Annotated in this window: 21 protein-coding genes; 15 read left to right on the forward strand and 6 right to left on the reverse strand. The window is 60.8% G+C overall.

Translation table 11 applies throughout. The annotated features are described in order from the left end of the window. The first annotated feature begins 54 nt into the window (after positions 1 to 54). The 3 genes from GY33_RS0115695 to GY33_RS0115705 are packed head-to-tail and all read left to right on the forward strand — an operon-like array spanning position 55 to position 2,567. Positions 55 to 354 (forward strand): Uma2 family endonuclease, encoded by a 300-nt coding sequence (locus GY33_RS0115695; protein WP_051822715.1) that lies wholly within the window; start codon positions 55 to 57, stop codon positions 352 to 354. Positions 355 to 359: 5 nt separating this feature from the next. After that, on the forward strand, positions 360 to 1,814 hold the full coding sequence (gene thrC, locus GY33_RS0115700) for a threonine synthase (RefSeq protein WP_031388244.1): 1,455 nt from the start codon (positions 360 to 362) through the stop codon (positions 1,812 to 1,814). Positions 1,815 to 1,817: 3 nt separating this feature from the next. Continuing rightward, the gene (locus tag GY33_RS0115705) at positions 1,818 to 2,567 is read left to right on the forward strand and encodes a TlyA family RNA methyltransferase (RefSeq protein WP_031388245.1); all 750 of its coding nucleotides are present in this window, start codon (positions 1,818 to 1,820) and stop codon (positions 2,565 to 2,567) included. 102 nt (positions 2,568 to 2,669) lie between these two features. Here the strand turns inward: GY33_RS0115705 and GY33_RS21845 are convergent, their stop codons facing one another. Then, the gene (locus tag GY33_RS21845) at positions 2,670 to 3,383 is read right to left on the reverse strand and encodes a RidA family protein (RefSeq protein WP_326923853.1); all 714 of its coding nucleotides are present in this window, start codon (positions 3,381 to 3,383) and stop codon (positions 2,670 to 2,672) included. A gap of 217 nt (positions 3,384 to 3,600) precedes the next feature. Here GY33_RS21845 and GY33_RS0115715 point away from each other — a divergent pair, with 217 nt between their 5' ends. Then, positions 3,601 to 3,894, forward strand: coding sequence for a hypothetical protein (locus tag GY33_RS0115715; RefSeq protein ID WP_035272456.1), 294 nt, complete (start codon positions 3,601 to 3,603; stop codon positions 3,892 to 3,894). A 660-nt stretch (positions 3,895 to 4,554) separates the two neighbouring features. On the opposite strand, the gene GY33_RS20010 is transcribed toward GY33_RS0115715, so the two are convergent. Then, complete coding sequence (locus GY33_RS20010; RefSeq protein ID WP_051822716.1) at positions 4,555 to 5,943, reverse strand: VgrG-related protein; 1,389 nt, start codon at positions 5,941 to 5,943, stop codon at positions 4,555 to 4,557. A gap of 102 nt (positions 5,944 to 6,045) precedes the next feature. On the opposite strand from GY33_RS20010, the gene pgm reads away from it, so the two are divergent. The 4 genes from pgm (at position 6,046) to GY33_RS0115740 (ending at position 11,134) form a co-directional block, all read left to right on the forward strand. After that, complete coding sequence (gene pgm, locus GY33_RS0115725) at positions 6,046 to 7,698, forward strand: phosphoglucomutase (alpha-D-glucose-1,6-bisphosphate-dependent) (RefSeq protein ID WP_031388249.1); 1,653 nt, start codon at positions 6,046 to 6,048, stop codon at positions 7,696 to 7,698. Next, the gene (locus GY33_RS21375) at positions 7,699 to 9,345 is read left to right on the forward strand and encodes a B12-binding domain-containing radical SAM protein (protein WP_200874883.1); all 1,647 of its coding nucleotides are present in this window, start codon (positions 7,699 to 7,701) and stop codon (positions 9,343 to 9,345) included. A gap of 167 nt (positions 9,346 to 9,512) precedes the next feature. After that, positions 9,513 to 10,076 carry a chemotaxis protein CheD gene (locus GY33_RS0115735; protein WP_051822717.1) on the forward strand — a complete coding sequence of 188 codons (564 nt, stop codon included), beginning with the start codon at positions 9,513 to 9,515 and terminating at the stop codon, positions 10,074 to 10,076. Then, complete coding sequence (locus GY33_RS0115740; RefSeq protein WP_031388252.1) at positions 10,073 to 11,134, forward strand: protein-glutamate methylesterase/protein-glutamine glutaminase; 1,062 nt, start codon at positions 10,073 to 10,075, stop codon at positions 11,132 to 11,134. Before GY33_RS0115735 ends, GY33_RS0115740 begins: the two co-directional genes overlap by 4 nt. Here GY33_RS0115740 and GY33_RS0115745 read toward each other — a convergent pair. Further along, the gene (locus GY33_RS0115745) at positions 11,088 to 11,741 is read right to left on the reverse strand and encodes a class IV adenylate cyclase (RefSeq protein ID WP_051822718.1); all 654 of its coding nucleotides are present in this window, start codon (positions 11,739 to 11,741) and stop codon (positions 11,088 to 11,090) included. The two genes, GY33_RS0115740 and GY33_RS0115745, sit on opposite strands and share 47 nt — an antisense overlap. Positions 11,742 to 11,811: 70 nt before the next feature. On the opposite strand from GY33_RS0115745, the gene GY33_RS0115750 reads away from it, so the two are divergent. The 4 genes from GY33_RS0115750 (at position 11,812) to aat (ending at position 16,668) form a co-directional block, all read left to right on the forward strand. Next, entirely contained in the window at positions 11,812 to 13,164 is a 1,353-nt protein-coding gene (locus tag GY33_RS0115750) for a tetratricopeptide repeat protein (protein ID WP_051822719.1), read from the forward strand. Positions 13,165 to 13,275: 111 nt separating this feature from the next. Then, the gene (clpS, locus tag GY33_RS0115755; RefSeq protein ID WP_028571598.1) at positions 13,276 to 13,578 is read left to right on the forward strand and encodes an ATP-dependent Clp protease adapter ClpS; all 303 of its coding nucleotides are present in this window, start codon (positions 13,276 to 13,278) and stop codon (positions 13,576 to 13,578) included. 4 nt (positions 13,579 to 13,582) lie between these two features. Continuing rightward, positions 13,583 to 15,868 (forward strand): ATP-dependent Clp protease ATP-binding subunit ClpA, encoded by a 2,286-nt coding sequence (gene clpA, locus GY33_RS0115760; RefSeq protein WP_031388256.1) that lies wholly within the window; start codon positions 13,583 to 13,585, stop codon positions 15,866 to 15,868. Between the two features lie 116 nt (positions 15,869 to 15,984). Next, a complete protein-coding gene (aat, locus tag GY33_RS0115765) occupies positions 15,985 to 16,668 on the forward strand; it encodes a leucyl/phenylalanyl-tRNA--protein transferase (RefSeq protein ID WP_031388257.1) in 684 nt (227 codons plus the stop codon). 235 nt (positions 16,669 to 16,903) lie between these two features. Here the strand turns inward: aat and GY33_RS0115770 are convergent, their stop codons facing one another. Next, a complete protein-coding gene (locus GY33_RS0115770; RefSeq protein ID WP_031388258.1) occupies positions 16,904 to 17,401 on the reverse strand; it encodes a hypothetical protein in 498 nt (165 codons plus the stop codon). A 172-nt stretch (positions 17,402 to 17,573) separates the two neighbouring features. Here GY33_RS0115770 and uvrB point away from each other — a divergent pair, with 172 nt between their 5' ends. The 3 genes from uvrB to ligA are packed head-to-tail and all read left to right on the forward strand — an operon-like array spanning position 17,574 to position 22,431. Continuing rightward, positions 17,574 to 19,622 (forward strand): excinuclease ABC subunit UvrB, encoded by a 2,049-nt coding sequence (uvrB, locus tag GY33_RS0115775; RefSeq protein ID WP_031388259.1) that lies wholly within the window; start codon positions 17,574 to 17,576, stop codon positions 19,620 to 19,622. Beyond that, on the forward strand, positions 19,622 to 20,377 hold the full coding sequence (locus tag GY33_RS0115780; protein WP_051822720.1) for a glycosyltransferase family protein: 756 nt from the start codon (positions 19,622 to 19,624) through the stop codon (positions 20,375 to 20,377). Before uvrB ends, GY33_RS0115780 begins: the two co-directional genes overlap by 1 nt. Then, positions 20,377 to 22,431, forward strand: coding sequence for an NAD-dependent DNA ligase LigA (ligA, locus tag GY33_RS0115785; RefSeq protein WP_031388261.1), 2,055 nt, complete (start codon positions 20,377 to 20,379; stop codon positions 22,429 to 22,431). Before GY33_RS0115780 ends, ligA begins: the two co-directional genes overlap by 1 nt. A gap of 13 nt (positions 22,432 to 22,444) precedes the next feature. Here ligA and GY33_RS0115790 read toward each other — a convergent pair whose 3' ends face one another. Both GY33_RS0115790 and GY33_RS0115795 read right to left on the reverse strand, forming a co-directional pair. After that, on the reverse strand, positions 22,445 to 24,316 hold the full coding sequence (locus GY33_RS0115790; protein ID WP_035272459.1) for a YgiQ family radical SAM protein: 1,872 nt from the start codon (positions 24,314 to 24,316) through the stop codon (positions 22,445 to 22,447). Beyond that, positions 24,313 to 26,739 (reverse strand): PAS domain-containing hybrid sensor histidine kinase/response regulator, encoded by a 2,427-nt coding sequence (locus GY33_RS0115795; RefSeq protein ID WP_051822721.1) that lies wholly within the window; start codon positions 26,737 to 26,739, stop codon positions 24,313 to 24,315. Before GY33_RS0115795 ends, GY33_RS0115790 begins: the two co-directional genes overlap by 4 nt. Positions 26,740 to 26,747 lie beyond the last annotated feature (8 nt).

The following is a 26,747-nucleotide window of genomic DNA, read 5'->3' on the forward strand; positions in this document are numbered from 1 at the left end:
TGGGAAGGCGGCCTTGCATCGACCCGGCGAACACTTCCAGCGCCGGATATGACCATGATTATCGGGAAGGTGCTCTCGCCTTCCACCGAAGCCTATGACCGGGGGGAGAAGTTTGCCAAGTATCGCTTGATTTCATCCTTGCGGGAATATGTACTGATTGATCCGGAGCGTTTGGCCATGGAAGTTTATCGGCGTACGGATGAGGGCGTCTGGACCTTGCGCGATGTGCCGACTGAAAAGCCGCTGCATTTGGACAGCTTGAAACTGGAGATCGCCTGGCAACGGGTGTTCCGGAACGTGGCGGAGGAGGGGGAAGTGTTTTTCAACAATCAAACCATAGAGCCGATATCATGAACACAATGCTCGATCAGTTTCCGTCCCGTCGGGGGCGGATGGAATATGTTTGTCTGGGCTGCGGGGCCCGGCTGGATATTGATGAATTGTATTACACCTGCCCAGAGTGCAGCGAGGTTTTGCTGCTGGAAGACCTGGACTTCGACGAACTGCGGCAAACGAATCCCGAACAGTGGCGGGAGATCTTTGACTTGCGGGCCGCCACCAGGCGTCCGGAACTCAAGGGCATCTTTCGGTTCTATGAACTGATGGCCCCGGTGCTGGAGCCCGAGGACATCATCTGGCTGGGGGACGGCAATACGCCGATCATTCCCGCGTCGCCCGCCCTGGCCGGGCATGTGGGCCAGGATATGGCCTTCAAGAACGACGGGCAGAATCCCAGCGCCTCCTTCAAGGATCGGGGCATGGCCTGCGCCTTCAGCTATCTCAAGGCCCTGATCCGGCGGCACGGCTGGGATCAGGTGCTCACGGTCTGCGCTTCCACCGGGGACACTTCCGCGGCCGCGGCCCTGTACGCCGCCTATGTTGGCGGGGCCGTGAAGAGCGTGGTCCTGCTGCCCCAGGGCAAGGTCACCCCGCAGCAATTGGCCCAGCCCCTGGGCAGCGGGGCCGTGGTCCTGGAGCTGCCCGGCGTGTTCGACGACTGCATGAAGGTGGTGGAGCATCTGGCCGAGAACTACCGGGTGGCCCTGCTCAATTCCAAGAACGCCTGGCGTATCCTGGGCCAGGAGTCCTATGCCTTTGAGGTGGCCCAGCATTACGGCTGGGACGTGGCGGACAAGGCGGTGTTCGTGCCCATCGGCAACGCGGGCAACGTCACGGCGATCATGAGCGGTTTTCTGAAGCTGCGAAGTCTGGGCATCATCGAGAAGTTGCCCCGGATTTTCGGAGTCCAGTCGGCTCACGCCGACCCGGTATTTCGGTATTATCACGAATCTGATCCGGCCAGGCGGGCGTATCATCCCGTGACCGTCCGGGCCAGCGTGGCCCAGGCCGCGATGATCGGCAATCCGGTCTCCTTTCCCCGGGTGCGCCACCTGGTGGACCGGTACGAGCAGGCCGGCGGGGCGGGACTGTTCCATGTGGTCCAGGTGGAGGAACAGGCCGTGATCGAGGGCATGCTCCTGGCCAACCGCCACGGCCACATTGCCTGCACCCAGGGCGGGGAGTGCCTGGCCGGGCTGTTGCGGGCCCGGGAGCTAGGCCTGATGCAAGCCGGGGAAACCGCGGTGCTGGACGCCACGGCCCACGCCCTGAAGTTCATCGGGTTCCAGAAAATGTACTTCGAGAACAGCTTCCCGCCGGAATACGGGATTACGCCCAAAGAGGAACTGATGAACGCGCCGCGACGGGTTCTGTCCCCGGAGGTCAAGGCCGAACTTCCGGCCCAGGAGTTCACGGTCCAGGCGGCCCAGGCCGTGGCGGGCGTGCTCGGCTTGCAGGTCAGGGAGCGAGGGTAGGCTTTGCCGGCCAAGGTTCGGGCCGACCAGGTCCTGGTGGAGCAGGGCCTGGTCGAAAGCCGGGAACAGGCCAAGCGGCTGATCATGGCCGGGCGCGTGACCTTGGTGCATGGCGGTTCAACCCGGCCGGTGGACAAGCCGGGACATGCGTTGCCCTTGGACGCGGAACTGCGCATTGCTCCAGGGGAGCGGTTCGTCAGCCGGGGAGGAGAGAAGCTGCTTACGGCCCTGGAATCCTTTGACCTGAATGTTTCCGGGCTGGTCGCCCTGGACGTGGGCGCGTCCACCGGCGGATTCACGGATTGCCTCCTGCAGCACGGCGCGGCCAAGGTCTACGCCGTGGACGTGGGGCGGGGTCAACTCCACTGGAAGCTGCGCCAGGATCCCCGGGTGGTCAATCTGGAAGGGGTGAACTTTCGCCATGCCGGGCCGGATCTGCTGCCCGGGCCCGTGGATCTGATCGTCGCGGACTGCTCTTTCATTTCGCTGCGGCTGATCCTGCCCGCCTGCCTGCAATTCCGCAAACCGACCACGGAAATCATCGCCCTGATCAAGCCTCAGTTCGAAGCCGGACCCGGGGCCGGGACCAAGGGCGTGATCCGCGACCCGGAGGTCCGGGAAAGGGTGGTCGCGGGTGTCCGCTCCCATGCCGAAGCGGTGTTGGGACTGACCTGCCTGGGGATCGTCCCGTCCGGGATTCTGGGACCCAAGGGCAACCAGGAATACCTGGCTCGCTTCGGATCGCGACGGTGAGCGCCGGGTGCGTGGGAATCGGCCTGGGGCTCACGCGAAGCCGCGAAGCTGCGAAGCTTTCTGAACCTAAGCGTCTTCGCGCCTTTGCGTGAGCCGAATACGCTACTCCTGTATTTCCGCGATCAACTCGATCTCCACCAAGGCGTCCAGGGGCAGTTTGGCCACCTGGAACGTGGACCTGGCCGGGTGGTCGGCCGTGAAGAATTCGCCGTAAACCCCGTTCATCGCGGCGAAGTCATTCATGTCCTTGAGCAGGACCGTGGCCTTGACAACTTGCTCCAGGTCGGAGCCGGCCGCTCTCAGTACGGCCCGGGCGTTGGTCAGCACCTGTCGGGTCTGCTCCGCGATGCCGCCGGGCACGAACTGCATGGTTTGCGGATCCAGGGGCAGTTGGCCGGAGAGAAAGAGCAGGTTGCCGGTGCGCACGGCCTGGGAATAGGGGCCGATGGCCTTGGGTGCGTCGGAAGTGGCGATGCAGTGCTTCATGTGGGGCTCCTCGAAGGTTTCGGAAGATGGTTTGGTTGCGGGGATCAGAGCGGGCGATAAATCGATTCGGACGGCCGGGAGCGGATCGCGATTGCGGACGTGGTCTCTCCAGGGATTCAGCGGAGCGCAACACCCCTTGCCCTGGAGCAGGGCCTTTCGTGACGCCCCGCCGCTGACGGGGTCCTGCATCAAGCGACAATTATAGCGAACATTCTCCACGTCCCAGACAATTTCCGGACAACGCGGCAGATATCCGTGCTTGCGATGGGATTCCATGCATTGGTCCGTGAGACAACACCAGCCGCAACCGACGCAGGGTTTAGTCGGCATGGAAAACGCTCCCCCGGACGTTGATCGTCGTGATGATCCCGAGTGGACAATGCCGGGAGGAGGCAGGGCTGTTGCTGGTGGACACGATGCGGCTCTCAAGATGCGTGTTGTAAGGGACTGAAGTGAGGGACTGAAGTGTTGAGTATGCGCCTGTTTCGTGAAAACATCCAGCACCCAAACAACAAAACCGGCTCACGCCGAAACAGGAGTCGTCGCGATGGATCAGCAGGAAATCGTTCGCGTTTTTGAGGATTTTTTTGAGAAGTACAAGAAAACCGAAGGGGACCGGAGTTCCTGGTCCGCGCACTGGACCGAGCAGATGCCTTCCGGGGCCTCGGTGGAGGTGAACATGACCAAGTGTCCCAAGGGAACAACGTTCAAGGTCTTCAGGAACGGTTCCAAGCTGGGTGAAATCAGCGGATGGGATGCGTTTTTTACGGAGATGGAAGGGATGGTCGGAGAAGATTGGGACTCGGAGACGTTTTTCGACTCCATGCGGGATTTTTCTTGAACAGGTTGCTTAGCTGAGTGTTAAAATCTAATTCGATTATCACTACAGCGAAACTTCCGTTTTCTCCGTCCGAGGAAGCTTCGGCATGTTCATTTTTTTTAAATCTGGAACTACGGAAATGGTATTCGTTCACTACGTTTTACCGAAGTAGGTTTCAGCAATCCTGAAGGGATTTAATCGTATAGCCGGTGGTTTCAACCACCGGGAGATGAAAATTACAGGGTGTGAGTCCTGAAGGGACGACATTTTTTTATTTTTTCGGCATGAAATGTCGTCCCTTCAGGACTCAAGCCAATTATATCCCCCAACCCGGTGGTTGAAACCACCGGCTATACGATTTCTCCCCTTCAGGGAGATGGAGCAAGATGCCACACGGCCTTCCTTGGAAACCGCACGGAATAATCAAGGTCGAGATAAATTATCCCCAAGATACCAGAATGTCTTCTGATTCAACTTTAATGGTCGTGACTATGCGTGGTTGCTCCCAAACTTTCGCTGTAGTGTTATGCGTTATTTGCTTGAGAAAATGCAGTTAGCGGGGTCGGCGTCTGCGCTTCGCTATCGGGATCGGTATCGATATTGATACTGTATGTTCGCCTTTAACCTTCAAATCGACTCCGATACCGATACCGAAAGAGAAGCTTTGAATTGGAAATGGTATCAGACCAGAACGTCCCGCTCTTCGGGCAGTAAAGCCAGGGCCAGTTGCATTTCCTGCTCAAAGCGGTTCTGGACCGCGGAGCGCACGGCCTGGGTGGAGCCGGTGAATCGGGTTTTCCGCTCGTTGTAGATGGCCTGGATCAAGTCGCTCTCTCGGGGAGGACCGTTGGCGGAGACGTTGTCCAGGGCGCGTTGGAAGATGTTTGCTGCCCCGTTTACGCCGTGCTGCACCGCCGTGCTCCAGAGCACTTCGCGCAGGGCCGGGGAAGCCTGGTTCGGATCGATGCCGGTGCGGCGATTCACCAGATCGGCCGCGGGATCATAGTATGTTTTCTGGGTAAAGGCGTGCTGCAACCCGGCGAACCGTTCCGGGTTTTCCCGGTGGATGCGTTTCCATTCCGCGGGCATGGCTCCGGTGCGGCCTTTGGTGTTGGCCGGCCCTGCCTCGCGCAGTCGCTTGGCCCATTGGGGGGCTTCGGTGTCCAGGAATTTGAGAAAGGCGTCCAGCCCACCCATCCTGGAGGACAACTGGTATGTCCCGTAGCAGGTGCCGCCCAGGCGATCATAGCCGATGGCGTTCGGGCGATTGGCGGACTCGAACCGGGCCGCCAGAATCCCGGGCTGGGACTGTGAAATGCTTTCCTTTGTTGGGACGGAGTCCACCACTCCTGTACGCCCGGCATGCAGTCGCTCGGTCGGTGTCGCGTGGCCGGGGTGGGCCGGGCCCAAATCCCTGCGTGTTGAATGGTCAATTTTTTGGCGCAAGCCATCCGCTGAATACTGGGGCGTATAAGCGGAAATGGCCCGGCGCAGGGTGGACGGGTTCGCGAGCGACGGCTTGGGGGAAGAGGGCGGTTGCTCCACCGCGGACTGGATCAGGGCGACCAGGGCCGCCGGGGAGCCGATCAGGGAACTTGCCGCGGGGTTTTGCGTGGAGCCGGTGACGTGGCCGATTAGTTGGGAGAGGGGATCAGGCCCGCTCGCACCTGGAGCGCCGGTTCCGTTCAGTATTGGGGCGAGAGAGTCCAACACGGTCTTTTGCAGTGTTTCCGGAATATGATCCGAGACTGTTTTGGAGATCGATTCCGGGAGTATTCCCGTAGGTGTTTCCGGGGCGGCATGTGTCGAGGCGGCTTTCCGGCTCATGTGCGTCAAGGGGGATGTGCCCGACAGCAATTGGGCTGTGGGATCAGCGGATGATCCTCCCGGCTGCTGGGGAAGATCGCCTATGGATTGAATGGCCGAGGCGTTCAAGGACATCTTGAGCATCTCGGCCAAAAAGTCGGCGTTCTGACGCTGCTCCGATCCCGGCGATTGCCCCGAGAGCGGAGAAGGGATGTGCTGTTGGCCGGGAAAGAGCAAAGGCGGCCAGGGTTGGTTGACGATCATCTCCTCATCCTTGGTTGTGAATTGTTCCCTGAAGTTTTACAAAAATCGGGCCAGTCGTTGTCGGCGTTGTCCCATTTCCTCTCAACAATTCCAGGAGGCCCCATGCCCGTTCATCCTTTGGCCGGAAAAATCGCTCCCCAAGACATGCTGCCCAATATTCCCCGCGCCCTTTCCCGGTACTACACCCTGGAACCGGATCCGGGCCGGGCCGAGGAACGGGTGGCCTTCGGCACGTCGGGTCATCGCGGCGTGGCCGAGGCGTGCTCCTTCAACGAGGCGCACATCCTGGCCGTGACGCAGGCGGTCTGTGAGTACCGGGCCGGGGCCGGAATAACCGGGCCGCTGTTTCTGGGCATGGACACCCACGCCCTGTCCGAGGCGGCTCTGGCCACGGCCCTGGAGGTGTTCGCGGCCAACGACGTCCAGGTTATGATCCAGAAGGGGCTGGGCTACACCCCCACCCCGGTGATTTCCCACGCGATTTTGACCTTCAACCGCGACCATGCCGAAATCCGGGCCGACGGAGTGGTGATCACGCCCAGCCACAATCCTCCGGAACATGGCGGATTCAAATACAATCCGCCCCACGGCGGCCCTGCGGACACGGAAGTGACCAAGGTCGTGGAGAATCGGGCCAACGAACTCCTGGAGCAGAATCTGCGCGGCGTGAAGCGCGTGTCCCTTGCCCGGGCTTTGGCCGCGAAGACCGTCCGGGAGTATGATTATATCGCGCCGTATATCGCGGACCTGGCCAATGTGGTGGACATGGAAGCCATTGCCTGGGCCAAGCCCCGGCTGGGCGTGGACCCCATGGGCGGTTCGGGGATCGCCTTCTGGGCGCCCCTGGCCGAGCGCTATGGCCTGGACCTGACCGTGGTGAACACGGACCTGGACCCGCGCTTCGCTTTCATGCCCCTGGACAAGGACGGGGTGATCCGCATGGACTGCTCTTCTCCCTATGCCATGGCCAGGCTGCTGGACCAAAAGGACCGCTTCGATCTCTGCTTCGGCAACGACCCGGATTACGACCGCCACGGCATCGTCACCCCGGCGGGGTTGATGAATCCGAACCACTACCTGGCCGCGGCCGCGGCCTATCTCTTCACTCATCGTCCGCAATGGAGCCCCATGACGCGAGTGGGCAAGACCGTGGTCACCAGCTCCATGTTGGACCGGGTGGCCGCCTCTCTGGGCCGGGAGGTGCACGAAGTGCCCGTGGGCTTCAAGTGGTTCGTGCCGGGCTTGCTGGACGGCAGCCTGGGACTGGGCTGCGAGGAAAGCGCCGGAGCGTCGTTTTTGCGCAAGGACGGCACGGTCTGGACCACGGACAAGGACGGACTGGTCATGGATCTCCTGGCCGCGGAAATGCTGGCCGTGACCGGCAAAACGCCCCAGGAACTGTACGACGAACTGGCGGACAAGCTGGGCCGTCCGGTCTATGAGCGGCGTTCGGCCCCGGCGGATCTGGCCCGGAAAAAGGCCTTCAAATCCATGACTCCGGAAATGGTCCGGGCGGATACGCTGGCTGGCGAGTCGATCACGGCCGTGCTGACCACCGCCCCGGGCAACGACGCTTCCATCGGGGGGCTGAAGGTGGTCGCGGCCAACGGCTGGTTCGCGGCCCGGCCGTCGGGAACCGAGGACATCTACAAGATCTACATCGAAAGCTTCCGCGATCAGGCCCACCTGGAACAACTGGCCGAGGAGGCCCAGGCTTTGGTGGACGCCGCATTCGAGACGGCTGGCGTGGTCTGATTGCCCTCCATTCTGTTCATTCATCCTCCGGTGGCCAAAGCCTGCGAACCGCCGGGAGGCATTGCCGCGCTGATCGGAACCCTGGAGCGGGCCGGGGTGGAGTGCGAGGTTCTGGATCTGAATCTGGAGGGGTTGGACGGACTGATGCACGGCGAGGCGGCCGGGGACGACGCCTGGACCCGGCGGGCCGTGCGTCATCGGGACCACAACCTGGACGCGCTCCGCCGCGGGCAGACCTATGATTCGCCCGATCGCTACTCGCGGGTGGTCGCGGACCTGAATCGCCTTGTGGAGCGCTCCGTTCCATTTGGTCCGGGCGGACCAGACGCGGGCATCCGGATTTCCCTGGCCAATTATCAAGACGACCGTCTGGCCCCCACCCGGAGTCGGGATCTGCTCTGGGCCGCGGAAATGCCGGAAGCCAATCCCTTTATACCGGTTCTCGCGCCCCGGCTGATCCGGGCCGTGGAGACGTTTCAGCCCGAGGCCGTGGGAATTTCCCTGAACTACCTGAGCCAGGCCCTGTGCGCCTTCGCCCTGATCGGCTTCATCCGCCGTCGCTGGCCGGACATGGTGATTCTTTTGGGCGGCGGGCTGGTCACTTCCTGGGCTGGAAGGCTGGCAACGGGAGCGGGTCGACACGGGAGCCACGCCGAGTTGCAGCCGTCGAGCGACTTGGTAAGTGAGGACACCTTAAAGGGCAGCTTGGGAACCCTGGATGGTCTTTTCGCCGGACTGGTGGATGCGGTGATTTCCGGGCCTGGGGAAGCCCCGCTGCTTCAATGGTTCGACAAGACCGCCTCCGGAAAGGCTCCGCTCGAACTCCCGAACTATGGTCTTTTTCCCCTGAACGATTATTTCTCGCCGGGACTGATTCTGCCCTATGCCGCTTCCCGTGGATGCTACTGGAACCGATGCGCTTTTTGTCCGGAACCGGCGGAAGGCAACCGCTACCTTCCCGTGGGACGGAGCAGAGCGGGTCGGGAACTGTGTTTGCTGGTCCAAAAGCATCGGCCCGCACTGATCCATCTGGTGGACAACGCTCTCAGTCCTGCCCTGCTGGACGAGCTGATTCTCAACCCGCCCGGAGCGCCCTGGTATGGCTTTGTTCGGTTCGCTCCTCGTCTCGCCGATCCGGAGTACTGTCGCGCCCTGCGTCAGGCCGGGTGCGTTATGCTTAAGCTGGGCCTGGAGTCCGGCAGTCAGGCCGTACTGGACCGGGAAAGAAAGGGCGTGGACCTGGCCTTGGCCGAACGGGTGCTGGAGAGTGCGCGTAGTGCCGGGATCGCCAGCTACGTCTACCTGCTTTTCGGCACGCCATCGGAATCCGAACAGGAGGCCCGGGCCACGCTGGAATTCACGGTCCGGAACAGCCGCGCGATCAGCTTTCTGAATCTGGCTCTGTTCAATCTGCCGCTGGCCGGACGTGGGCGAGCCGGATTGGACGTTTTACCCTACAATGACGACCTTTCCCTGTATGCCGGCTTTCGGCACCCCAAAGGCTGGGATCGGCGCTTAGTGCGGCGTTTTCTGGATCGGGAATTCCGGCGTCATCCGGCCATGGCCGAGATTTTGCGCCGCGACCCGCCCTTGTTCACCTCCAACCACGCTCCGTTTTTTCGAGAGCGTCCGGACACCGCGAATTGATCCATGGTCCGGCGATGGGAAGGGATACTTTCGCTTACAGATTGATAGCCTTGGGGAAGTAGGGTATCCTTGAGATAGCGCCGTGATGTTTTTCGCCGAAGCCTCCTTGAGGGAGCCAGTTTCGCGAATATCACCGTGCATGAAGGAGTGGGGGAAGGGTGTTGTAAGTGACTGATTTTTCAAGCTATCCGGTTTTTCATCTCCATATAGGGGAATGTTTCCTGTCCAAGGACCCGACGCTGGTCTGCACGGTGCTGGGATCCTGCGTCGCGGTTTCCTTTTACCAACCGGCCGTCCGGCTGGGGGGCATATTCCACGCCCTGCTTCCGGATTTCTCGGAGCATAACGGCGAGCATGCGGCCAAGCAGCCATGCCGGTTCGTGAATTACTCCATCCAGAGCATCCTTTCAGCCGTGGAGCGACATGGCGGGCGACGCAAGGACATTCAGATCAAGGTCTTCGGCGGCGCGGAACTGTTCGGGTTCACCGGCGGCAAAAGTTCCTCCGCGGGCAGCGTCGGACGCAAGAACGTCCAGATGGCGATCATGGAGCTGGAACGAGCCGGACTGCGGGTCATGGCCTCGGATGTCGGCGGCCCGTTAGGGCGAAAACTGTATTTTTTGAGTCACACGGGCGAGGTTTGGGTTAAGCGGATCAAACGTTCAATTTTCCCGGATGATCGAACCGCCTGTTCCCGTTCAACAATCCAGGAAAACGAGTCAGGCCGATGAAACAGAAAATCAAGGTGCTGGTTGTAGACGATTCCGCCCTGGTCCGGCAAACGCTGATTGAACTGCTTTCCTCGGACCCGGGCATCGAGGTGATTGGGGCCGCTGGTGATCCGTATGCCGCGGTGGAGCGGATGAAGGAGATTGTTCCGGACGTGATCACCCTGGACGTGGAAATGCCGCGGATGGACGGGCTGACCTTTTTGCGCAAGATCATGGCCCAGCATCCGATTCCGGTGATCATCTGCTCCACGCTGACCGAACAGGGGGCGGAAACCACCCTCAAGGCCCTGGAATATGGCGCGGTGGAGATCATCCAGAAGCCCAAGGTCGGGACCAAGAAGTTTTTCGAGGAGTCCCGGATCAGAATTTGCGACGCGGTCAAGGCCGCGGCCAGCGCTAAGCTGCGAGTGTACACGCCGGTTACGGTCAGGCCCAAGCTTACCGCGGACGCGGTGATTCCCATGAGCCATCAGCCCAAGGCAATGGTCAAGACCACGGAAAAGGTCGTGGTGGTGGGCGCGTCCACTGGAGGCACCGAGGCTTTGCGCGTCCTGCTCGAGGCTCTGCCCATGGATTGCCCGGCCATTGCCGTGGTCCAGCACATGCCCGAGAATTTTACCGCGGCCTTTTCCAAGCGTCTGGACGGGATATGCAGAATTACGGTCCGGGAAGCCCAGGACGGCGATACCATGTTGCGCGGGCAGGCCCTGATCGCGCCTGGAAACAGACATATGTTGCTCAAGCGCAGCGGGGCCAGGTATTATGTGGAAGTCAAGGATGGGCCGCTGGTTTCCCGGCACAGGCCATCGGTGGACGTCCTTTTCCGCTCCGCGGCCCGGTATGCCGGGGCCAACACGGTAGGCGTGATCATGACCGGAATGGGGGACGACGGGGCCAAGGGCATGCGCGAGATGTTCGACGCCGGTGCCCATACCGTGGCCCAGGATGAGCAAAGCTGCGTGGTGTTCGGCATGCCCAACGAGGCCATCAAGCTGGGTGGGGTGCGCAAGGTCATGCCTCTGGGAAATCTAGCCGGAGAAATACTGCGCATGGGCTGAGGGCGTCTTTGGCCTCCCGCAACGCCGTCAAGGCCGTGTTGCGTTGCGTCTTGGAAAAAAGAAAACTATCCTTTTCCGGTTGGCCCAGGGTTCGGCAGTGTTCCTGGTACATCCGCATGTAATTCCAGGTGGACGACGCCAGCCTATCCAGGCCGAGCCGGCAAGCTGTCCGCTCTATGGACTCAGGCGTTCCCTCAAGCTCCACGACCTGGGCGAAGGGCAGCGTGTCCAGGCAGATAGCGCAGGATTGCCATTGCCATGTCGCCCGAATCTTTTCATATTGAAACACGATGACGTATCCCAACAACTCCAGAATTGCGCGCATCGAAGCCGGGTCCGTGACGTTCGTCTCCAGTTCCTCAAGTACTTTGAATCGCGGATCCAGCGGCAGGACGCTATCCGGCTTTTTTTTCACCGTCAGCGTGGCCCCGTCGGCTCTGCGCAGGCGAAGCAGGATCTTCGCGGCTCGAAGCCGCCGTTCCGGGGTGTCGAACAGCCAGTTTTTTTCAAGATGGAGGGAACAAAACGTTGCTCCCGTTTCCAAAAGTCGTTCGCAAACGGCGTGCAGGTTCGGATTTAAGTATTTTTTTTCAACTTCAAGGGACATGCGTTGATCCTTGTTCAGCGACCGCGCCGGTTGGCGCTGGTTGAGTGTTTGGCTCCCAAGGAGGTTGTCGATGTATGAAAATCAGCTGGCCGCGATCCAGCAACTTAAGAAGTACGAAGTGGTGATCAAGGATTTCGTGTTGGATCAGCGCGGGTATTGTCTTGTCTTTACCGATGATACCATCGCGGTAAAGATTTTGCGCAACACCTTTGCCAGCCATCTCCAGCTGAAGGACTGCATGCGGTTCGTGCTGCGCGAGGAGGAACTGCTCAAGGATACCCGCCGGATTGTCGACATCAAGGGGAAGCCGCTGTTTTTCATCGAGCGCGTGGTCAACAACCGCAGCAATAACCAGTTGATTAAATTTTTGAAGAGCACGTACCCGGAATCCTATATCATTTTAATGACCACGGAGGCGGATCGAAATCTCCTGGTTTATCTGCATGAAATAGGAGCCGACAATTTTATCGTCAAACCGGTTTCCGTGAATACGCTCATTGAGAAGATCGCCTTGACCATCCGTCCTCAGGGGCAATTACCCAAGCTGGTGGGGCACGGCAAGGATATGATTCAAAAGGGAGAGTATAAAAAAGCCCTGGAAGTGGTTGAGAAAATTTTAGAAATCAAGCCCAACAGCTCAGCGGCCCTGATGATTCAGGGAGACGCCTTTCTCCGGCTGGGGCGCGACGACGAGGCTCTGCAATCCTATCTCCACGCGGCCCAACAAGCCAAGATGTACCTGGAACCGTTGAAAAAGATTGTTGAATACTTTCGGGAAAAGAACGATTTTCAGGCCCAGTTGGAATATCTGGAGAAACTGGAACGTCTCAGCCCGATGAACATGGACCGCAAGATTGAGATCGGTGAGTTGCACCTGGAACAGGGGAATTCGGAGGCAGCCGATACCTATTTCAAGGAGGCGGTGAAGATTTCCACCAAACAGGCCAGAGACATGCTCGATCACGTCAAGCTGACCGTGGCCGAAGCCTGTCTGAACAAGGACGCATCCCTGGCTGAAAAGTATTTTCGCGAGATTCTGGACGGGAAATCCACCTTGACCCAGTCGGATGTTCATGTTTTCAACAGGCTGGGCATCGCGTTGCGCAAGCAGGGCAAGTGGGAGCAGGCCGTGAAGGAATTCAAGAAGGTGCTCAACGTGGCCTCCGATGCGGAGATCGTCCATTACAATATCGGCATGGCCTTCATGGAAGGCGGCCGGTTCTGGGACGCTCACGACGCGTTCGAAAAGGCCATGAAGATCAACAAGATCAACATGCTCTCCAACGACGTCACCGCGTTCAACATCGGGGTGGCCATGCAGCAGGTTCGGAAAAAGCAAGAGGCCCTGGAATTGTACCTCCGGGTCAAGGAGTTGAACCCGGACTTTCCGGGAATTGACAAGCGTATCGCGGATGTTAGTTAGTCCATTGGAATCCAGGGAAGTCCGTCAAAGTCGAAGCGAAGCGGCAGGAAATTGGGTTCTCTTTTTGACGAATAGATAGCTGAAGATAAGGATGAACCGTTGAGCGTGGAAATATCCGATCCCCGGATCGAGGGAGACATCGAGGTTGACGACCTTCTGGACCTGCCGAAGCGGTACAAGGTCTTGCTGCACAATGACGACTACACGACCATGGAGTTTGTCGTGCATGTCCTGAAGGTGGTCTTTGGAAAGATCGAGAACGAGGCCGCCGCGATCATGCTCAAAGTGCACCAGGAGGGCATGGGGATTTGCGGAGTTTACACCGCGGAGATCGCCGAGGCCAAGGTGGCCTTGGTTCGGCACATGGCCAGAAAGAACGGTTTTCCGCTGAAATGTACCATGGAAGAGGAATAGATATATGGTGAGCAAGGAATTGCAACGCTCGTTTTTGGTCGCCGTGCGTGAAGCCAGGGTTCGCAACCATGAGTTTCTGACCCTGGAGCATCTGCTGTACGCAATGATCCGGAACTCTACGGCCAAGGACATCCTGGAGCATTGCGGCGTGGAGTTGGTCAAGCTGAAAGGGCAGTTGGAGCGGTTTTTTCTGGATCACATGCAGGTCATGTCGGCGGGCGGAATGACCGAGGTTGTTCAGACTCCCAGCCTGCAACGGGTCATTCAGCGGGCTATCCTGCATGTCCAGTCCTCGGGCAAGGTTGAGGTCAGCGTGGGCGACGTCCTGGCTTCCATTTGTCAGGAACAGGAGTCCTACGCCAATTACTTTCTGCAATCCTATGGCGTGGATCGACTGGATATTCTGGAATACATCTCCCACGGCGTTCCCACCCACGATCCTCAGGGTCGGCCCGAGGACGAGTCCTGTACGCAGTGCCGGACCCAGAGCCAGAAACAGAAGAAAGAATCGTTTTTGGAGCAGTTCACCGTGGACTTGGTGGCCAAGGCCAAGAACGGCGAGATCGATCCCCTGGTGGGCCGCAATCTGGAGCTGCACCGGACCATGCAGATCCTGGCCAGGAGGCGCAAGAACAATCCCATCTACGTAGGCGATCCCGGCGTGGGCAAGACCGCCCTGGCCGAAGGATTGGCGTTGCGTATCGCCGAAGGGAACGTGCCGGAGTATCTGGGCAAGGCCAAGGTTTACGCCTTGGACATGGGCGCGGTGTTGGCGGGGACCAAGTACCGTGGTGATTTCGAGGCCCGGATCAAGGGCGTGCTCAAGGAGTTGGAGTCCGTTCCGGATGCGATCCTGTTCATCGACGAAATCCACACCATCGTCGGCGCCGGGGCCACCAGCAGCGGAAGCATGGACGCCTCGAACCTGCTTAAGCCTGCCCTTGCCTCGGGCAAGCTGCGCTGCATCGGTTCCACAACCTACGAGGAGTTCAAGAACCATTTTGAAAAGGACCGAGCTTTGTCCCGAAGGTTCCAGAAAGTGGAAATCCCCGAGCCCAGCCGGGATGAGACCGTGCAAATTCTCCAAGGGCTGCGGCCGTACTACGAGGAACACCACGGGGTGCGCTATGCTCCCAAATCCCTGGAAGCCGCGGTGGATCTCTCCATGCGCCACATCAACGACCGTTTTCTGCCGGACAAGGCCATCGACGTCATTGACGAGGCCGGTGCGGTGTTCAAGCTCAGTCCCAAAAATCGGAAGAAGAATCTGATTCGGCCTTTGGAAATGGAACAGGTCGTGGCCCGGATGGCTCGTATTCCGGAAACCCGAGTCTCGGCCTCGGATAAGAGCCAACTCCAGGAACTGGAAGGGCGGTTGAAGGATGTCATTTTCGGACAGGATGAGGCCGTGGAGAGTCTGGCCCGGGCCATCAAACGCTCCCGGGCCGGGCTGGGCGCGGAAAACAAGCCCACGGGCTGCTTCCTGCTCACCGGGCCCACGGGAGTGGGCAAGACCGAGTTGGCCCGGCAGATGGCCCAGACCCTGAACGTCAATTTCCTGCGTTTCGACATGAGCGAATACATGGAGAAGCACGCCGTTGCCCGGCTGATCGGCGCTCCGCCCGGATACATCGGCTTCGAGCAGGGCGGCCTGCTTACGGACGCCATCCGCAAGCACCCGCACACCGTGCTTCTGCTGGACGAGATCGAGAAGGCCCATCCGGACCTGTTCAACATCCTGCTGCAGGTCATGGACTATGCCACCTTGACCGACAACGCCGGACGCAAGGCCGACTTCCGGAATACCATCCTGCTGATGACTTCCAACGCCGGGGCCCAGGACATGTGCGCCACGAGCATCGGCTTCGGCGAGCCGGGCAAGGACGACGACCGCGGCCACCTGAGCAAGAAGGCCGTGGAGAAGCTGTTTACCCCGGAGTTCCGCAACCGGCTGGACGCCACCATCTGCTTTCACTCCTTGACCACCGAAGTCATGGAAAAGATAGTGACCAAATTCGTGGATGAATTAAATGTCCAGCTCAAGGACAAGAAGGTGGTCGTCTCCTTGACCAAGGATGCTCTGACTTGGCTCGCGGAACGCGGCTTTGACCCGTCCTTCGGGGCCAGACCCTTGGGCCGCCTGATCCAGACCTCCATCAAGGATCCCTTGACCGACGAGATACTGTTCGGTCGATTGGTCAAGGGCGGTACGGTGCGGGTGAACGTTCCCGCCTCGGATCAAGCTCGAGAGCAGGGCGAAGACCAAGCCTTGGTGTTTGAATTTGCCTGACCACCGCGCATTCGATTCCGGTACGAGGGCCGAGCCATGCTTGTGGCTCGGCCCTTTCGCGTTGCGGCGCGACCTTTCCCGCGGATAATCGCGCAGAGGCGCTTCCCTTTTCGATCATGCCCGTCCATGCACTGCATCCTCAGATCATCTTCCCTCCGGTGGAACAGGCCGAGCCGGACGGATTGCTGGCCGTGGGCGGAGATTTGTCCCCGGAACGCTTGCTGCACGCCTACAGCAAGGGAATCTTTCCCTGGTACGGGCCCAACTCGCCGATTCTCTGGTGGTCGCCGGATCCCCGTTTGGTGTTGTTTCCGGAGGAACTGCACATTCCCCGCAGCCTGCGCAGGGTTTTACGCCGGGAACCATTTCAGGTTTCCTTTGACCGGGCATTTTTCAAGGTGATCGGCCACTGCGCCGTCGCTTCCAGGCCGGACGGCCCGGGAACGTGGCTGGTGCCGGAAATGCAACGGGCCTACGCCTTGTTGCACGAGGTCGGGTTGGCGCACTCCGTGGAAGTCTGGGAGAGCGGGGAGTTGGTGGGAGGGTTGTACGGCGTGGCCCTGGGCCGCGTTTTTTTCGGCGAATCCATGTTTCACCTGCGCCCCAACGCGTCCAAGGTCGCCCTGGTCAACCTCGTTCAGCGATTGCGACGCTGGGATTTCCGGCTTCTGGACTGTCAGCAGACCACGGCGCACATGCAACGCTTCGGGGCCCGGGAGATCCGCCGTGGGCAGTTCATGGCCATCCTGGAAGAGGCCACGGTCCAACCGACCATTTTCGGTCGATGGACGGAGGCTTGATGTCAGAGAGAAAGGGAACCGCCCGCTCCCGTTGGTCGCTCAAGACGCGAGGATCGCAAAGGAAGACATCTTTTGAAAGCAGGGAAAGAGCTGCTTTCAAAAAGGTTTTGCCTCCCGGATGGATTGAGATTGCCGACTGGCGCGAAGCCTTTAGTCTCCTGCATTTTTCCAGCAGGAGACGAAGTTCTTTCTTCTTGGCGTTCTCCGTGTCCTGAGCGAAGCGGGCGGTTTGCCTTCAGGCAGCTTCCCGTCCGTTGGCCTCCATCAGCGGTTCATGCTGACTGAGGTCGTACAGGCCATGCACCGGGAAGGGCAGGGTGAATTGAGGGACGGTTTCCAGGCGAATCCGGCCCACGCTTTTGCCTTCGGGTACGTCGGACAGGGCGGCCAAGCCCTTGGGGATGGGGAAGTCCAAGGCGCAGGCCGAGATGGAGGCCAGCTTTTCCCCGTAGCGGTGTTGCAGATAGGCGACCACCTGGTCCCGCTCCTCGGTAGTGAAGGCCTCCAGGAGCACTTTTTTGCTGTTCTCGTGGGGAATCGGGGTGTCCGCCTGCATCGGATCGCCTAAGAGGCTATCCCAGTCGTAGGCGTCCAACTCCTCAGGCTTCCAGCCGGCCCGATACAGATGCACTTCGACGTTGCGCCGCCCCTTGAAGCTTTTAATGGCCATGGTCATTACGTGGGCCCGGGGGACCGCCGGTTCTTTTTCAGGACAGAGAATGTTCAGTTCCATGTGGTTCCTCTCTTGACGCATAAGCGATAAGGTTTTTGCCGGGCAAGGTGACAGCCCAAGTGGAAATCTCTAGACTGCGACCGTCCATTTGGTTCACGAGTCAACTCGCCGATGGGTTGATAATGAACGTGAATCCAACCTTTTTTCTTATCATCCGACGCCGCGTACCGCAATGACGACCTCTTCCGCCCCTGCGCCCACAACTCCCTTTGAACTGATCAGTCCGTACACCCCCCAAGGGGACCAGCCCCAGGCCATTGACGCCCTGGTGGCCGGAGTCAATGCCGGCGAGGCGCATCAGGTCCTGTTGGGCGTGACCGGTTCGGGCAAGACCTTCACCATGGCCCAGGTCGTTGCCCGGCTGGGGCGTCCGGCCCTGGTCATGGCCCCGAACAAGACCCTGGCCGCGCAGCTCTTCAACGAGTTCAAGGAACTGTTCCCCAACAACGCCGTGGAGTATTTCGTCAGTTATTACGATTACTACCAACCCGAAGCCTACCTGCCGCACAGCGACACCTACATCGAAAAGGACTCCTCCATCAACGAGGAGATCGACAAGCTGCGCCACGCCGCGACCCACGCCTTGCTCACCCGGCGGGACGTGCTCATCGTGGCCTCGGTGTCCTGCATCTACGGCCTGGGATCGCCGGAATACTACGCCAAGATGGTCATCCCCATCGAGGCCGGGCAGCGGCTGACCATGGACGATCTGCTGGGCCGCCTGGTGGAGGTGCTTTACGAGCGCAACGACATCGACTTTCACCGGGGAACCTTTCGGGTCCGGGGCGACAGCCTGGACATCATCCCGGCCTACAGCCACGAGCGGGCCTTGCGGCTGGAATTTTTCGGCGACGAACTGGAGACCATCCATGAGATCGATCCTCTGACCGGGGAAACCCATGGCCAAATCCAGAAGACCGTGATCTTCCCGGCCAGCCACTATGTCTCGGACAAGGAGAACCTGTTGCGGGCCATGGCGGATATCCGGGACGAACTCGGGGAGCGGCTGCGGTTGCTCAAGGCCGAGAACAGGCTGGTGGAGGCCCAGCGCCTGGAGCAACGGACCATGCTGGATCTGGAGATGATCGAGGAGCTGGGCTACTGCACGGGAATCGAGAATTACTCCCGGCATCTGGACGGCCGCCGGGCCGGACAGCCTCCGGCCTGCCTGCTGGACTACTTTCCTTCGGATTTTCTGCTCTTCCTGGACGAGTCCCACATCACCATCCCCCAGATCGGCGGCATGTACCACGGCGACCAGTCCCGCAAGAAAACCCTGGTGGACTTCGGCTTCCGCCTGCCCTCGGCCCTGGACAACCGCCCCTTGAGCATCCGGGAGTTCTGGGAGCGGGTGGGGCAGGTGGTCTCGGTTTCGGCCACCCCGGGGCCGTTTGAGCTGGAACAGAGCAACGGCACGGTGGTGGAGCAGATCATCCGGCCCACGGGACTGGTGGACCCGGAAGTGGAAGTCCGGCCGGTGCGGGGGCAGATGGACGACCTGCTGGGAGAGTGCAAACTGCGCGAGCAGCGGAGAGAACGGGTCCTGGTGACCACCCTGACCAAGCGGATGGCCGAGGACCTGACCGAGTACCTGAACAACATGGGCATGAGTGCCCGGTACATGCACTCGGACATCGACACCCTGGAACGGGTGGCCATCATCCAGGCCCTGCGCAAGGGGGAGTTCACCGTGTTGGTGGGCATCAACCTGCTTCGGGAGGGGCTGGACCTGCCCGAAGTCTCCCTGGTGGCCATCCTGGACGCGGACAAGGAGGGGTTTCTGCGCTCGTTCCGCTCCCTGATCCAGACCTTTGGCCGGGCCGCCCGCAATGTTCAAGGCCGGGTGATTCTCTACGCGGACAAGGTCACGCGCTCCATGGCCGAGGCCATGGACGAGACCGCCCGGCGTCGCCAGGTCCAGCAGGAGTTTAACCTAGCCCACGGCATCGTCCCGACCACGATCATCAAGGGCATGGACAACATTCTCGGCCACATCTACGCCGAGGCCAGGGACAAGGATCAATCCGCGACCCTGCGTGAAGCCGGGGGCAAGTACGGAGACGCAAACCTCTCCCCCAAGGACATGGCCCGCCGGATTAAAAGTCTGGAACGGGAAATGCGCGCCGCGGCCAAGGAACTGGAATTCGAACGCGCCGCGTCCCTGCGCGACGAAGTGGCCTTGTTGCGGCGCAAGATGCTGGATGGAGACGGGGGGAGGTGATGTGCCCTCCTGAATTCGAATCGAATAGTTCACCCGTGGTCGTCATCCTGCACTACGGCCGACCCGAGGTGACCCGGCGTCTGCATCGTCAGCTGCTGAACAGCGACCCTGATTGGCGGGAGCGGGTCATGGTTCTGGACAACCATGCTCCGGAGCCCTATCCGCAAGCCTGGCAGCGGCTGGACGAAAATCTGTTCTGGGCCGGGGCTCTGGATTACGTCCTGCATCTGGGCCGGGAAAGCGGATGGTCCCATGTCTGGTTCCTGAACAACGACGCCTTTTTCATCTCCAGGCCGCCCTTTCTGGAGCGGGCCTGGCAACGGCTCCGGCGCATGGAGCGGAGCATCGGCCCGGTGGGCATCTACTCTCCGACATTCGAGCACCATCCGTATCATCCCCAGATGGTCGCCGATACGGCCCGGGCCTATCGCCGAGCCACCGTGCTGGACGGCGTGGCTCCCTTGATCAGCCTGGAGTGCTGGCAAGCCCTGGGGGGGCTGGATTGCACGGACAATCCCCGCGGTTACGGTGTGGACCTGTGGTTTTCCCTGCGAGCTTCCCGGGCGGGGTGGCCGGTGGTCGTGGACCATCAGGTCCGGATGCGCCACGTGTATCATTCCGCGGCCAGGGGCGTACCCGGCTTTCTGGAAACCGCCGCGCTGCATGAACGGGCGTACCTCTCCGCGCGTCTCGGTCACGGTCATGCCGAAATCCTGCGCCAAGTCCAAACCACGTTCACGGACGAGGAACTGTGATGACGTCGACAATGAATCACGACCCCGGCAAGCGCATGCGTGAGCTCGCCGCACTGATCCGCCACCATGATCACCGGTACTATGTGCTGGACGATCCGGAGATCGACGACGCGGAGTACGATGCCTTGTTTCGGGAGCTGCGGGCTCTGGAAGAGCGGCACCCCGAGCTGGCGGACCCGGATTCGCCCACGAAGCGCGTCGGCGGGGAGGCGTCGCGGGCCTTCCGGCCTTTTGCCCATTCCCTGCCCATGTACAGCCTGGACAATGCCTTTGCCCTGGAGGAATGGCGGGCCTTCATGGCTCGTCTGGCCAAGGCGCTGCCCGGAGAGGATTTGGCCTTTTGGGTTGATCCCAAGCTGGACGGCTTGGCCGTGGAAGTGGTGTACGAGCGAGGGCGCTTTCTTCGGGCCGGGACCAGGGGCGACGGCGTCACGGGCGAGGACGTCAGCGCGAATCTGCGCACGGTGCGCAATCTGCCGCTGCGGCTCAACGCCCAGGGGACCGTGCCCAATCTTTTGGAAGTGCGCGGCGAGGTGATCATGCGCCGCGAGGACTTTGCCCGACTGAACCGGGAGCAGGCTGATGCCGGTCGGAAAGCCTTCGCCAATCCGCGCAACGCCGCGGCCGGTTCGGTGCGCCAGTTGGACCCGAGGATCACGGCGGAACGGCCGCTTCGCTTTTACGCCTATGGCGTGGGGCTGGTGGAGTGGCCGGAGGGCGCGACGGGCTGGTCCACGCAGAAAGAGATTCTGGAAGGCTTGCGGGCCTTGGGGTTTTCCACGCCGGAGCATTCCCGGCTCTGTTCCGACCCGGCGGACGTGGAGCGCCATTACGCCGACGTGGCCCGGCTTCGCGAAACCCTGGCCTACGAAATCGACGGAGTGGTGGCCAAGGTCGATGATCTGGAACAGCAGCGTCGCCTGGGGGCCACGGCCCGGGCTCCGCGCTGGGCCCTGGCCTGGAAATTCCCGGCCGGCCGGGCCGTGACCCGGTTGCTGGACATTCAGGTCCAGGTCGGGAGGACCGGAGTTCTGACGCCGGTGGCCGTGCTGGAGCCGGTGGCCCTGTCCGGGGTCAAGGTGTCCCGGGCCACGCTGCACAACGAGGATGAAATCCGGTCCAAGGACTTGCGGCTGGGCGACATGGTCGTGGTCCAGCGGGCCGGAGACGTGATTCCCGAGGTGGTCGGCCCGGTGGTGGAAGAGCGCACGGGAGAGGAGTACGAGTTCATTTTTCCCCATGTTTGCCCGGCCTGCGCCACCCCGGCGGTCCGTCTGCCCGGGGAAGCGGCCTGGCGCTGTCAGAATCTGGCCTGCCCGGCGCTGCTGCGGGAAAGCCTGGTCTACTTCACGTCCAAAGCCGGTCTGGATGTGGAGGGCCTGGGCCGGAAATGGGTGGAGGTTCTGGTGGACAAGGGGCTGATCCACACTCCGGCGGACATCTTTCGGCTTCGGGAAGAGCACTTGCTGACCCTGGACCGGATGGGGCCCAAGCTGGCCGGGAACATTCTCTCCTCCATCGCCCAGGCCAGGGACCGGGCTGACCTGGCGACGCTGATCCGCGCCCTGGGCATCCGCCATGTGGGCGCGCAGACGGCCCGGGTTCTGGCGGACAATTTTCCTGACCTGGACGCTCTGGGCCAGGCGGATGAGGAAGCATTGCAACGGCTCCCGGACGTCGGCCCCGAGGTGGCCGCCTCCATCCATGGCTTTTTCACCAATCCTGACAACCAACGTCTTTTGGGTGAACTGCGCGAGTTGGGCCTTTGGCCAAGCGCCGGGGATCAGGAGAGAGCGGCCCGTAAGCCGGATTCTCCGTTCGTCGGCAAACGGGTCTTGTTCACCGGAACCCTGCCCGAAATGTCTCGCTCCCAGGCCCAGAAGCTGGTGGAACAGGCCGGGGGAACGGTGGTCGGAGCAATTTCCAAAAAGGTGGATTTTGTCGTTGCCGGAGCCGAGCCCGGGTCCAAGCTGACCAAGGCCCGGGAGCTGGGGCTGACGGTTCTGGACGGGGCGGAGTTTTCGTGGATGGTGGACCGGGGCGACGAGGGGTGAAAAGCCTTGGTGCTCAGCCGCGTCCTTCACTATTGGGCTGTCTCCGTTTTCGCGGTCGGGGCCGGGACTGGGAATGGGGCTGGGGCTCGACCAGTACTCGGTGTTGGGCCTGACGCTGGGCGTCGGTCCGGGCCACGAACAACGGGTGGCCCTGCTGATCCTTTCCGGCGTGGTACATGGCCGTGGCCATGGTGCCGGGAGTCGGCACGAAGCATTGGACCTGTTGCGGTCGCCAGCCTTTGCGGCGCAGCCAGTCCGCCAGGGCGGCCATGTCCTGATCCGTGCATCCGGGGAAGGCACTCATCAGGTAGGGCACGACGAACTGCTGTTTGTCCGCCTGGGCGGATTGGCGCTGGAACAGATCCAGAAACTGCTCGAACACCTTGAAGCCGGGCTTGCGCATCAGGTGGAGCACCTTGTCGGAGGCGTGTTCCGGAGCCAGTTTGAGCTGTCCGCCCACGAACCGGCGAATTAGATGATCAGCGGCTTGCGGGTCCTGTAAAAGCAGGTCGTAGCGCACCCCGCTGGCCACCCGGACGTGGCGCACCTCCGGCAAGCGGCTGATCTCTTCAAGCATGGCCAAAATCGCCTGCTGGTCAACGCGGAAATGGCGGCAGATCGTCGGATGCAGACAACTGGCCCGACGACAGGGGCTTGGTTTTCCGTCCCATCCTTCCTCCCCAGTCTTTTTTTTCCCATCATCCAGGGTACAAACGGCCCGCCACATGTTCGCGCTGGGGCCACCCACGTCGCTGATCACGCCTTTCCAGTCCGGCGTTGCGCTCATCCGTTCAACCTCTTCCAGAATGGAGCGTTTGCTCCGGGAGCTGATCCGTCGGCCCTGGTGCAGGGCCAGGGAGCAGAACGAGCAGCCGCCTCCGCAGCCGCGATGGGTGGTGACGCTGGAGGCGATCATCTCCGCGGCGGGAATCGGCTTGGCATAGGACGGATGGGCGCGGCGGGCGAACGGCAGCCCGTAGAGCGCGTCCATTTCCGCTTCCGGGAGCAGGGCCGCTGGTGGGGTGAGCACCAGAAGCCGGTCCCCGATTCGGTGCAGGGCCGTATCCCGGCCCTGGTGGACATGCTTTTCCAGCATCACGGTGGCTTGCAGCAGGGCGTCCGGTGAGGCCTGGATAGCCTCATGGGAAGGCAGCTCCAATGTGGAAGGGAGCAGAGGAAGTTCTTCCGGGCGGCAGGCGAAGGCCGCGCCGGGGAGCCGAAGCAGGGTATGGACATCCGGCCGGTTTGCGTCAGAGGGAGAGGAGGGAGCAGGGGGAGAGCCTGAAGTGTCGCCCTGATCCACATGCTGCGTCAGGCACTGAGCCAGATCCAGGATGCCGCGTTCGGCCATGCCGTACAGCAGCAGATCAGCCTTGCTGTCCAGGAGGATGGAGCGGCGGATATTGTCCGTCCAGAAATCGTAGTGGGCGATCCGCCGCAGGGAGGCCTCGATGCCGCCCAGGGCCACGAACAATCCGGGAAAGGCTCGACGCAGCAGATTGGCGTAGACGATGCACGCCCTGTTCGGCCGGGCTCCGGCAACCCCTCCCGGAGTATAGGCGTCGTCCCGGCGGATCTTGCGAAACGCGGTGTAGTGGGCCAGCATGGAGTCCAGCGCCCCGGCCCCGACCCCGGCAAAGAGCCGGGGACGCCCCATTCGCTGGACGTCTTCCAGGGTGTCCCAGCGCGGCTGGGCCACGATCCCCACCCGAAAACCATGGGCCGTCAGCCAGCGGCCCAAAAGGGGCACGCCGAAGGACGGATGGTCGACATAGGCGTCCCCGCTGACCAGCAGCACGTCCAACTCGTCCCACCCCAAGGCATCCATCTCCGCGCGGCTCATGGGCAGGAATTCCGGCTGAGGATGCGATCCGGGACGCTTCATGCTGTCCGTCCGTCATTCCGCCCGACAGCCCGCTCCAAAATATTTTCCAAGTCTTCCATCCTGACCGGCTTGGCCAAATAGTCGTCCATCCCCGCTTCCAGGAACTTTTCCCGATCTCCAAGCATGGCGTAGGCGGTCAGCGCGATGATCGGCATGCGCCGGTGGGAGGGTTGAGGGCTGAAACCAGAGACCTGAAGGTCGGAGTTTCGCTCTTTGACGTTCATCGTCTGATCTCCATCCTCCGACTCCTGATTTCCCCTTTCTAGTTCCAACCTCCTGATCTCCCGCGTTACCTCCAATCCGTTCATTACCGGCATCTGGATGTCCATCAGGATCACATCGACGTCGTGGGCCGCGAGCAGGTCCAGAGCCTGGCGGCCGTCCTCGGCCAGAATTACGGCGTGCCCGTTCTTTTCCAACAGTTTCATGACCGGCATGGCATTGGACGGTTCGTCTTCGGCCAAGAGAATACGTAGTCCCAACTTGCCCTTCTGAGGTCGTTTCGATTCGCGATGGTTAAGGAGACTTTCGCCTCTGGACAGCTTGAAGGGCAGAAGCACATTCACGGTGGTTCCTTCACCGAGAGTGCTGGTCACGGAAATTTTTCCGTCCATCAGGTCCACGAGGTGCTTGACTATCGACAGGCCAAGACCAGCGCCCTGAAAACTGCGCGTGTGCGATTCCTCGACCTGAAAGAACGGGTCAAAGAGGTCTTTCACCTTGTCTTCAGGAATGCCGACGCCTGTGTCCGCGATGGTGAACAACACATTGACGCCGTCATTTTCGGGTTCCAGCGAAGTCATTGCAACACGGATATGTCCCTTGTCGGTGAACTTCAGGGCGTTGCCGACCAGGTTGAAGAGAATCTGCCTGACCCGCGCCTCGTCTCCGACAAGCTTGGGTGGTAAGGCGGGGTCGATGCTGCAATCGAGTTCCACTCCCTTGGTTCTGGCATTGAAGGTGAACAGGCCGGAAACGGAATCGGCAAGCTCCTGGACCACGAATTCGGCCTCATGGATCGTCATCTTGCCCGCCTCGACCCTGGAAAGATCCAGGATGTCCGACAGCAGCCTGGTCAACCGCTCCGCCGAGGCCGTGCAAAGCTGGACATACTGTCTTTGGTCGACATCCAGGGAAGTGGTCTCCAAAAGCTGCATCATGCCCATGATCCCGTTGATGGGAGTGCGGATTTCATGGCTCATGTTGGCCAGGAATTCGCTCTTGGCCTTGTTGGCGGCTTCGGCCTGCTCCTTGGCCAGAAGCAGGGCGCGCTCCGCCATTATCCGTTCCGTGACGACCTCGGTATACACGACTATGCCCCCAACCGATCCATCCTGTGCATACCAGGGCCGACACTCCCAGCGAGTCCACTCCACACTGCCGTCAGAGCGATGGTATGGGTCATCCTCGGCGCTGGACACCTCTCCGGCAAGCGCTTTTTGGTGAACTTCTCTCCATTTTTGCGGCAGGTCGGGAAACACTTCGTAGTGATGCCTCCCGATGATCTCCTCATCTTGGACCCCGTACTCCTGGAGGTAGCGCTGGCTGACATAGATGTACTTCAAATCCCGGTCGTGGACGGCAACGGCGCTGCGCATGTGCTCCACGATGTAGTGCAGCAAGTCGCGTGAGTGATGCAGCGCCGCCTCGGCTCGCTTACGCTCGGTGATGTCGCGACAAACGCAGAAAACAAGTTTTCGTCCTCCGATCACGGCTCCGTTGGTGCTGATTTCAACGTCATAAAACGTACCGTCCTTGCGGCGGTGGCGTGTTTCAAAGTGATCACCTTCTTCGTCGACTTTTCGGACCATTTCAAGGAGCTGTTCGCGGCCCCAGTTGGTCTCCCAATCCCAAACGTGGAGTCGCCGGACTTCTTCCGGGGAGTAGCCCAGCGTTTCAGCATATCTTTTGTTGGCTTCGTAAACGCTTCCATCCTCGTTAATGACCACGATCCCGTCTCTTGACTGATCAACAAGGATGCGACGCCGGACGACTTCCTCCCGTAGCGCCTCTTCCGCCTGTTTTCGCGCGGTGATGTCCTGGGTGAACTCCTGGCAGGCAACGACCCGTCCTTCCCTGTCCTTGACGGTGCGGACATTTTGGAACACCCAGAAGAACGTCCCGTCTTTGCGGCGAAATCGGCACTCCTGGTTGGCCGCTTCGCCCTTGTCCTCCAGAAGACGAAGCAACGAATTCCGATCCCGCGGGTCGGCATGGATTTGAGCGGCGATATCCGTAATGGACGCGACCAGTTCTTCCGGGCTTGCATAGCCGAGCATCAGGGCCATGGCCGGATTGGCCGAGATGAAGCGGCCTTCCGGAGTGGACATGGAGATGCCGATGGGCGCGTTCGCCAGGATTTCCTGGGCGTCGGGAAATAAAAGCTGATCGGGGTCCGGATCGGAAGGGCGGCACCAGGTCATGCGGCCTC

The organism is Desulfonatronum thiodismutans (assembly GCF_000717475.1).
GTDB classification, from domain to species: domain Bacteria; phylum Desulfobacterota; class Desulfovibrionia; order Desulfovibrionales; family Desulfonatronaceae; genus Desulfonatronum; species Desulfonatronum thiodismutans.

Coding starts and splice junctions, on each gene's coding strand:
- GY33_RS0115695 (WP_051822715.1), top strand. CDS start 55: ATGATTATCGGGAAGGTGCTCTCGCCTTCCACCGAAGCCTATGACCGG.
- thrC (WP_031388244.1), top strand. CDS start 360: ATGCTCGATCAGTTTCCGTCCCGTCGGGGGCGGATGGAATATGTTTGT.
- GY33_RS21845 (WP_326923853.1), bottom strand. CDS start 3,383: ATGCCGACTAAACCCTGCGTCGGTTGCGGCTGGTGTTGTCTCACGGAC.
- GY33_RS0115715 (WP_035272456.1), top strand. CDS start 3,601: ATGGATCAGCAGGAAATCGTTCGCGTTTTTGAGGATTTTTTTGAGAAG.
- GY33_RS20010 (WP_051822716.1), bottom strand. CDS start 5,943: ATGATCGTCAACCAACCCTGGCCGCCTTTGCTCTTTCCCGGCCAACAG.
- pgm (WP_031388249.1), top strand. CDS start 6,046: ATGCCCGTTCATCCTTTGGCCGGAAAAATCGCTCCCCAAGACATGCTG.
- GY33_RS0115740 (WP_031388252.1), top strand. CDS start 10,073: ATGAAACAGAAAATCAAGGTGCTGGTTGTAGACGATTCCGCCCTGGTC.
- GY33_RS0115745 (WP_051822718.1), bottom strand. CDS start 11,741: ATGTCCCTTGAAGTTGAAAAAAAATACTTAAATCCGAACCTGCACGCC.
- GY33_RS0115750 (WP_051822719.1), top strand. CDS start 11,812: ATGTATGAAAATCAGCTGGCCGCGATCCAGCAACTTAAGAAGTACGAA.
- clpA (WP_031388256.1), top strand. CDS start 13,583: ATGGTGAGCAAGGAATTGCAACGCTCGTTTTTGGTCGCCGTGCGTGAA.
- aat (WP_031388257.1), top strand. CDS start 15,985: ATGCCCGTCCATGCACTGCATCCTCAGATCATCTTCCCTCCGGTGGAA.
- GY33_RS0115770 (WP_031388258.1), bottom strand. CDS start 17,401: ATGGAACTGAACATTCTCTGTCCTGAAAAAGAACCGGCGGTCCCCCGG.
- uvrB (WP_031388259.1), top strand. CDS start 17,574: ATGACGACCTCTTCCGCCCCTGCGCCCACAACTCCCTTTGAACTGATC.
- GY33_RS0115780 (WP_051822720.1), top strand. CDS start 19,622: ATGTGCCCTCCTGAATTCGAATCGAATAGTTCACCCGTGGTCGTCATC.
- ligA (WP_031388261.1), top strand. CDS start 20,377: ATGACGTCGACAATGAATCACGACCCCGGCAAGCGCATGCGTGAGCTC.
- GY33_RS0115790 (WP_035272459.1), bottom strand. CDS start 24,316: ATGAAGCGTCCCGGATCGCATCCTCAGCCGGAATTCCTGCCCATGAGC.
- GY33_RS0115795 (WP_051822721.1), bottom strand. CDS start 26,739: ATGACCTGGTGCCGCCCTTCCGATCCGGACCCCGATCAGCTTTTATTT.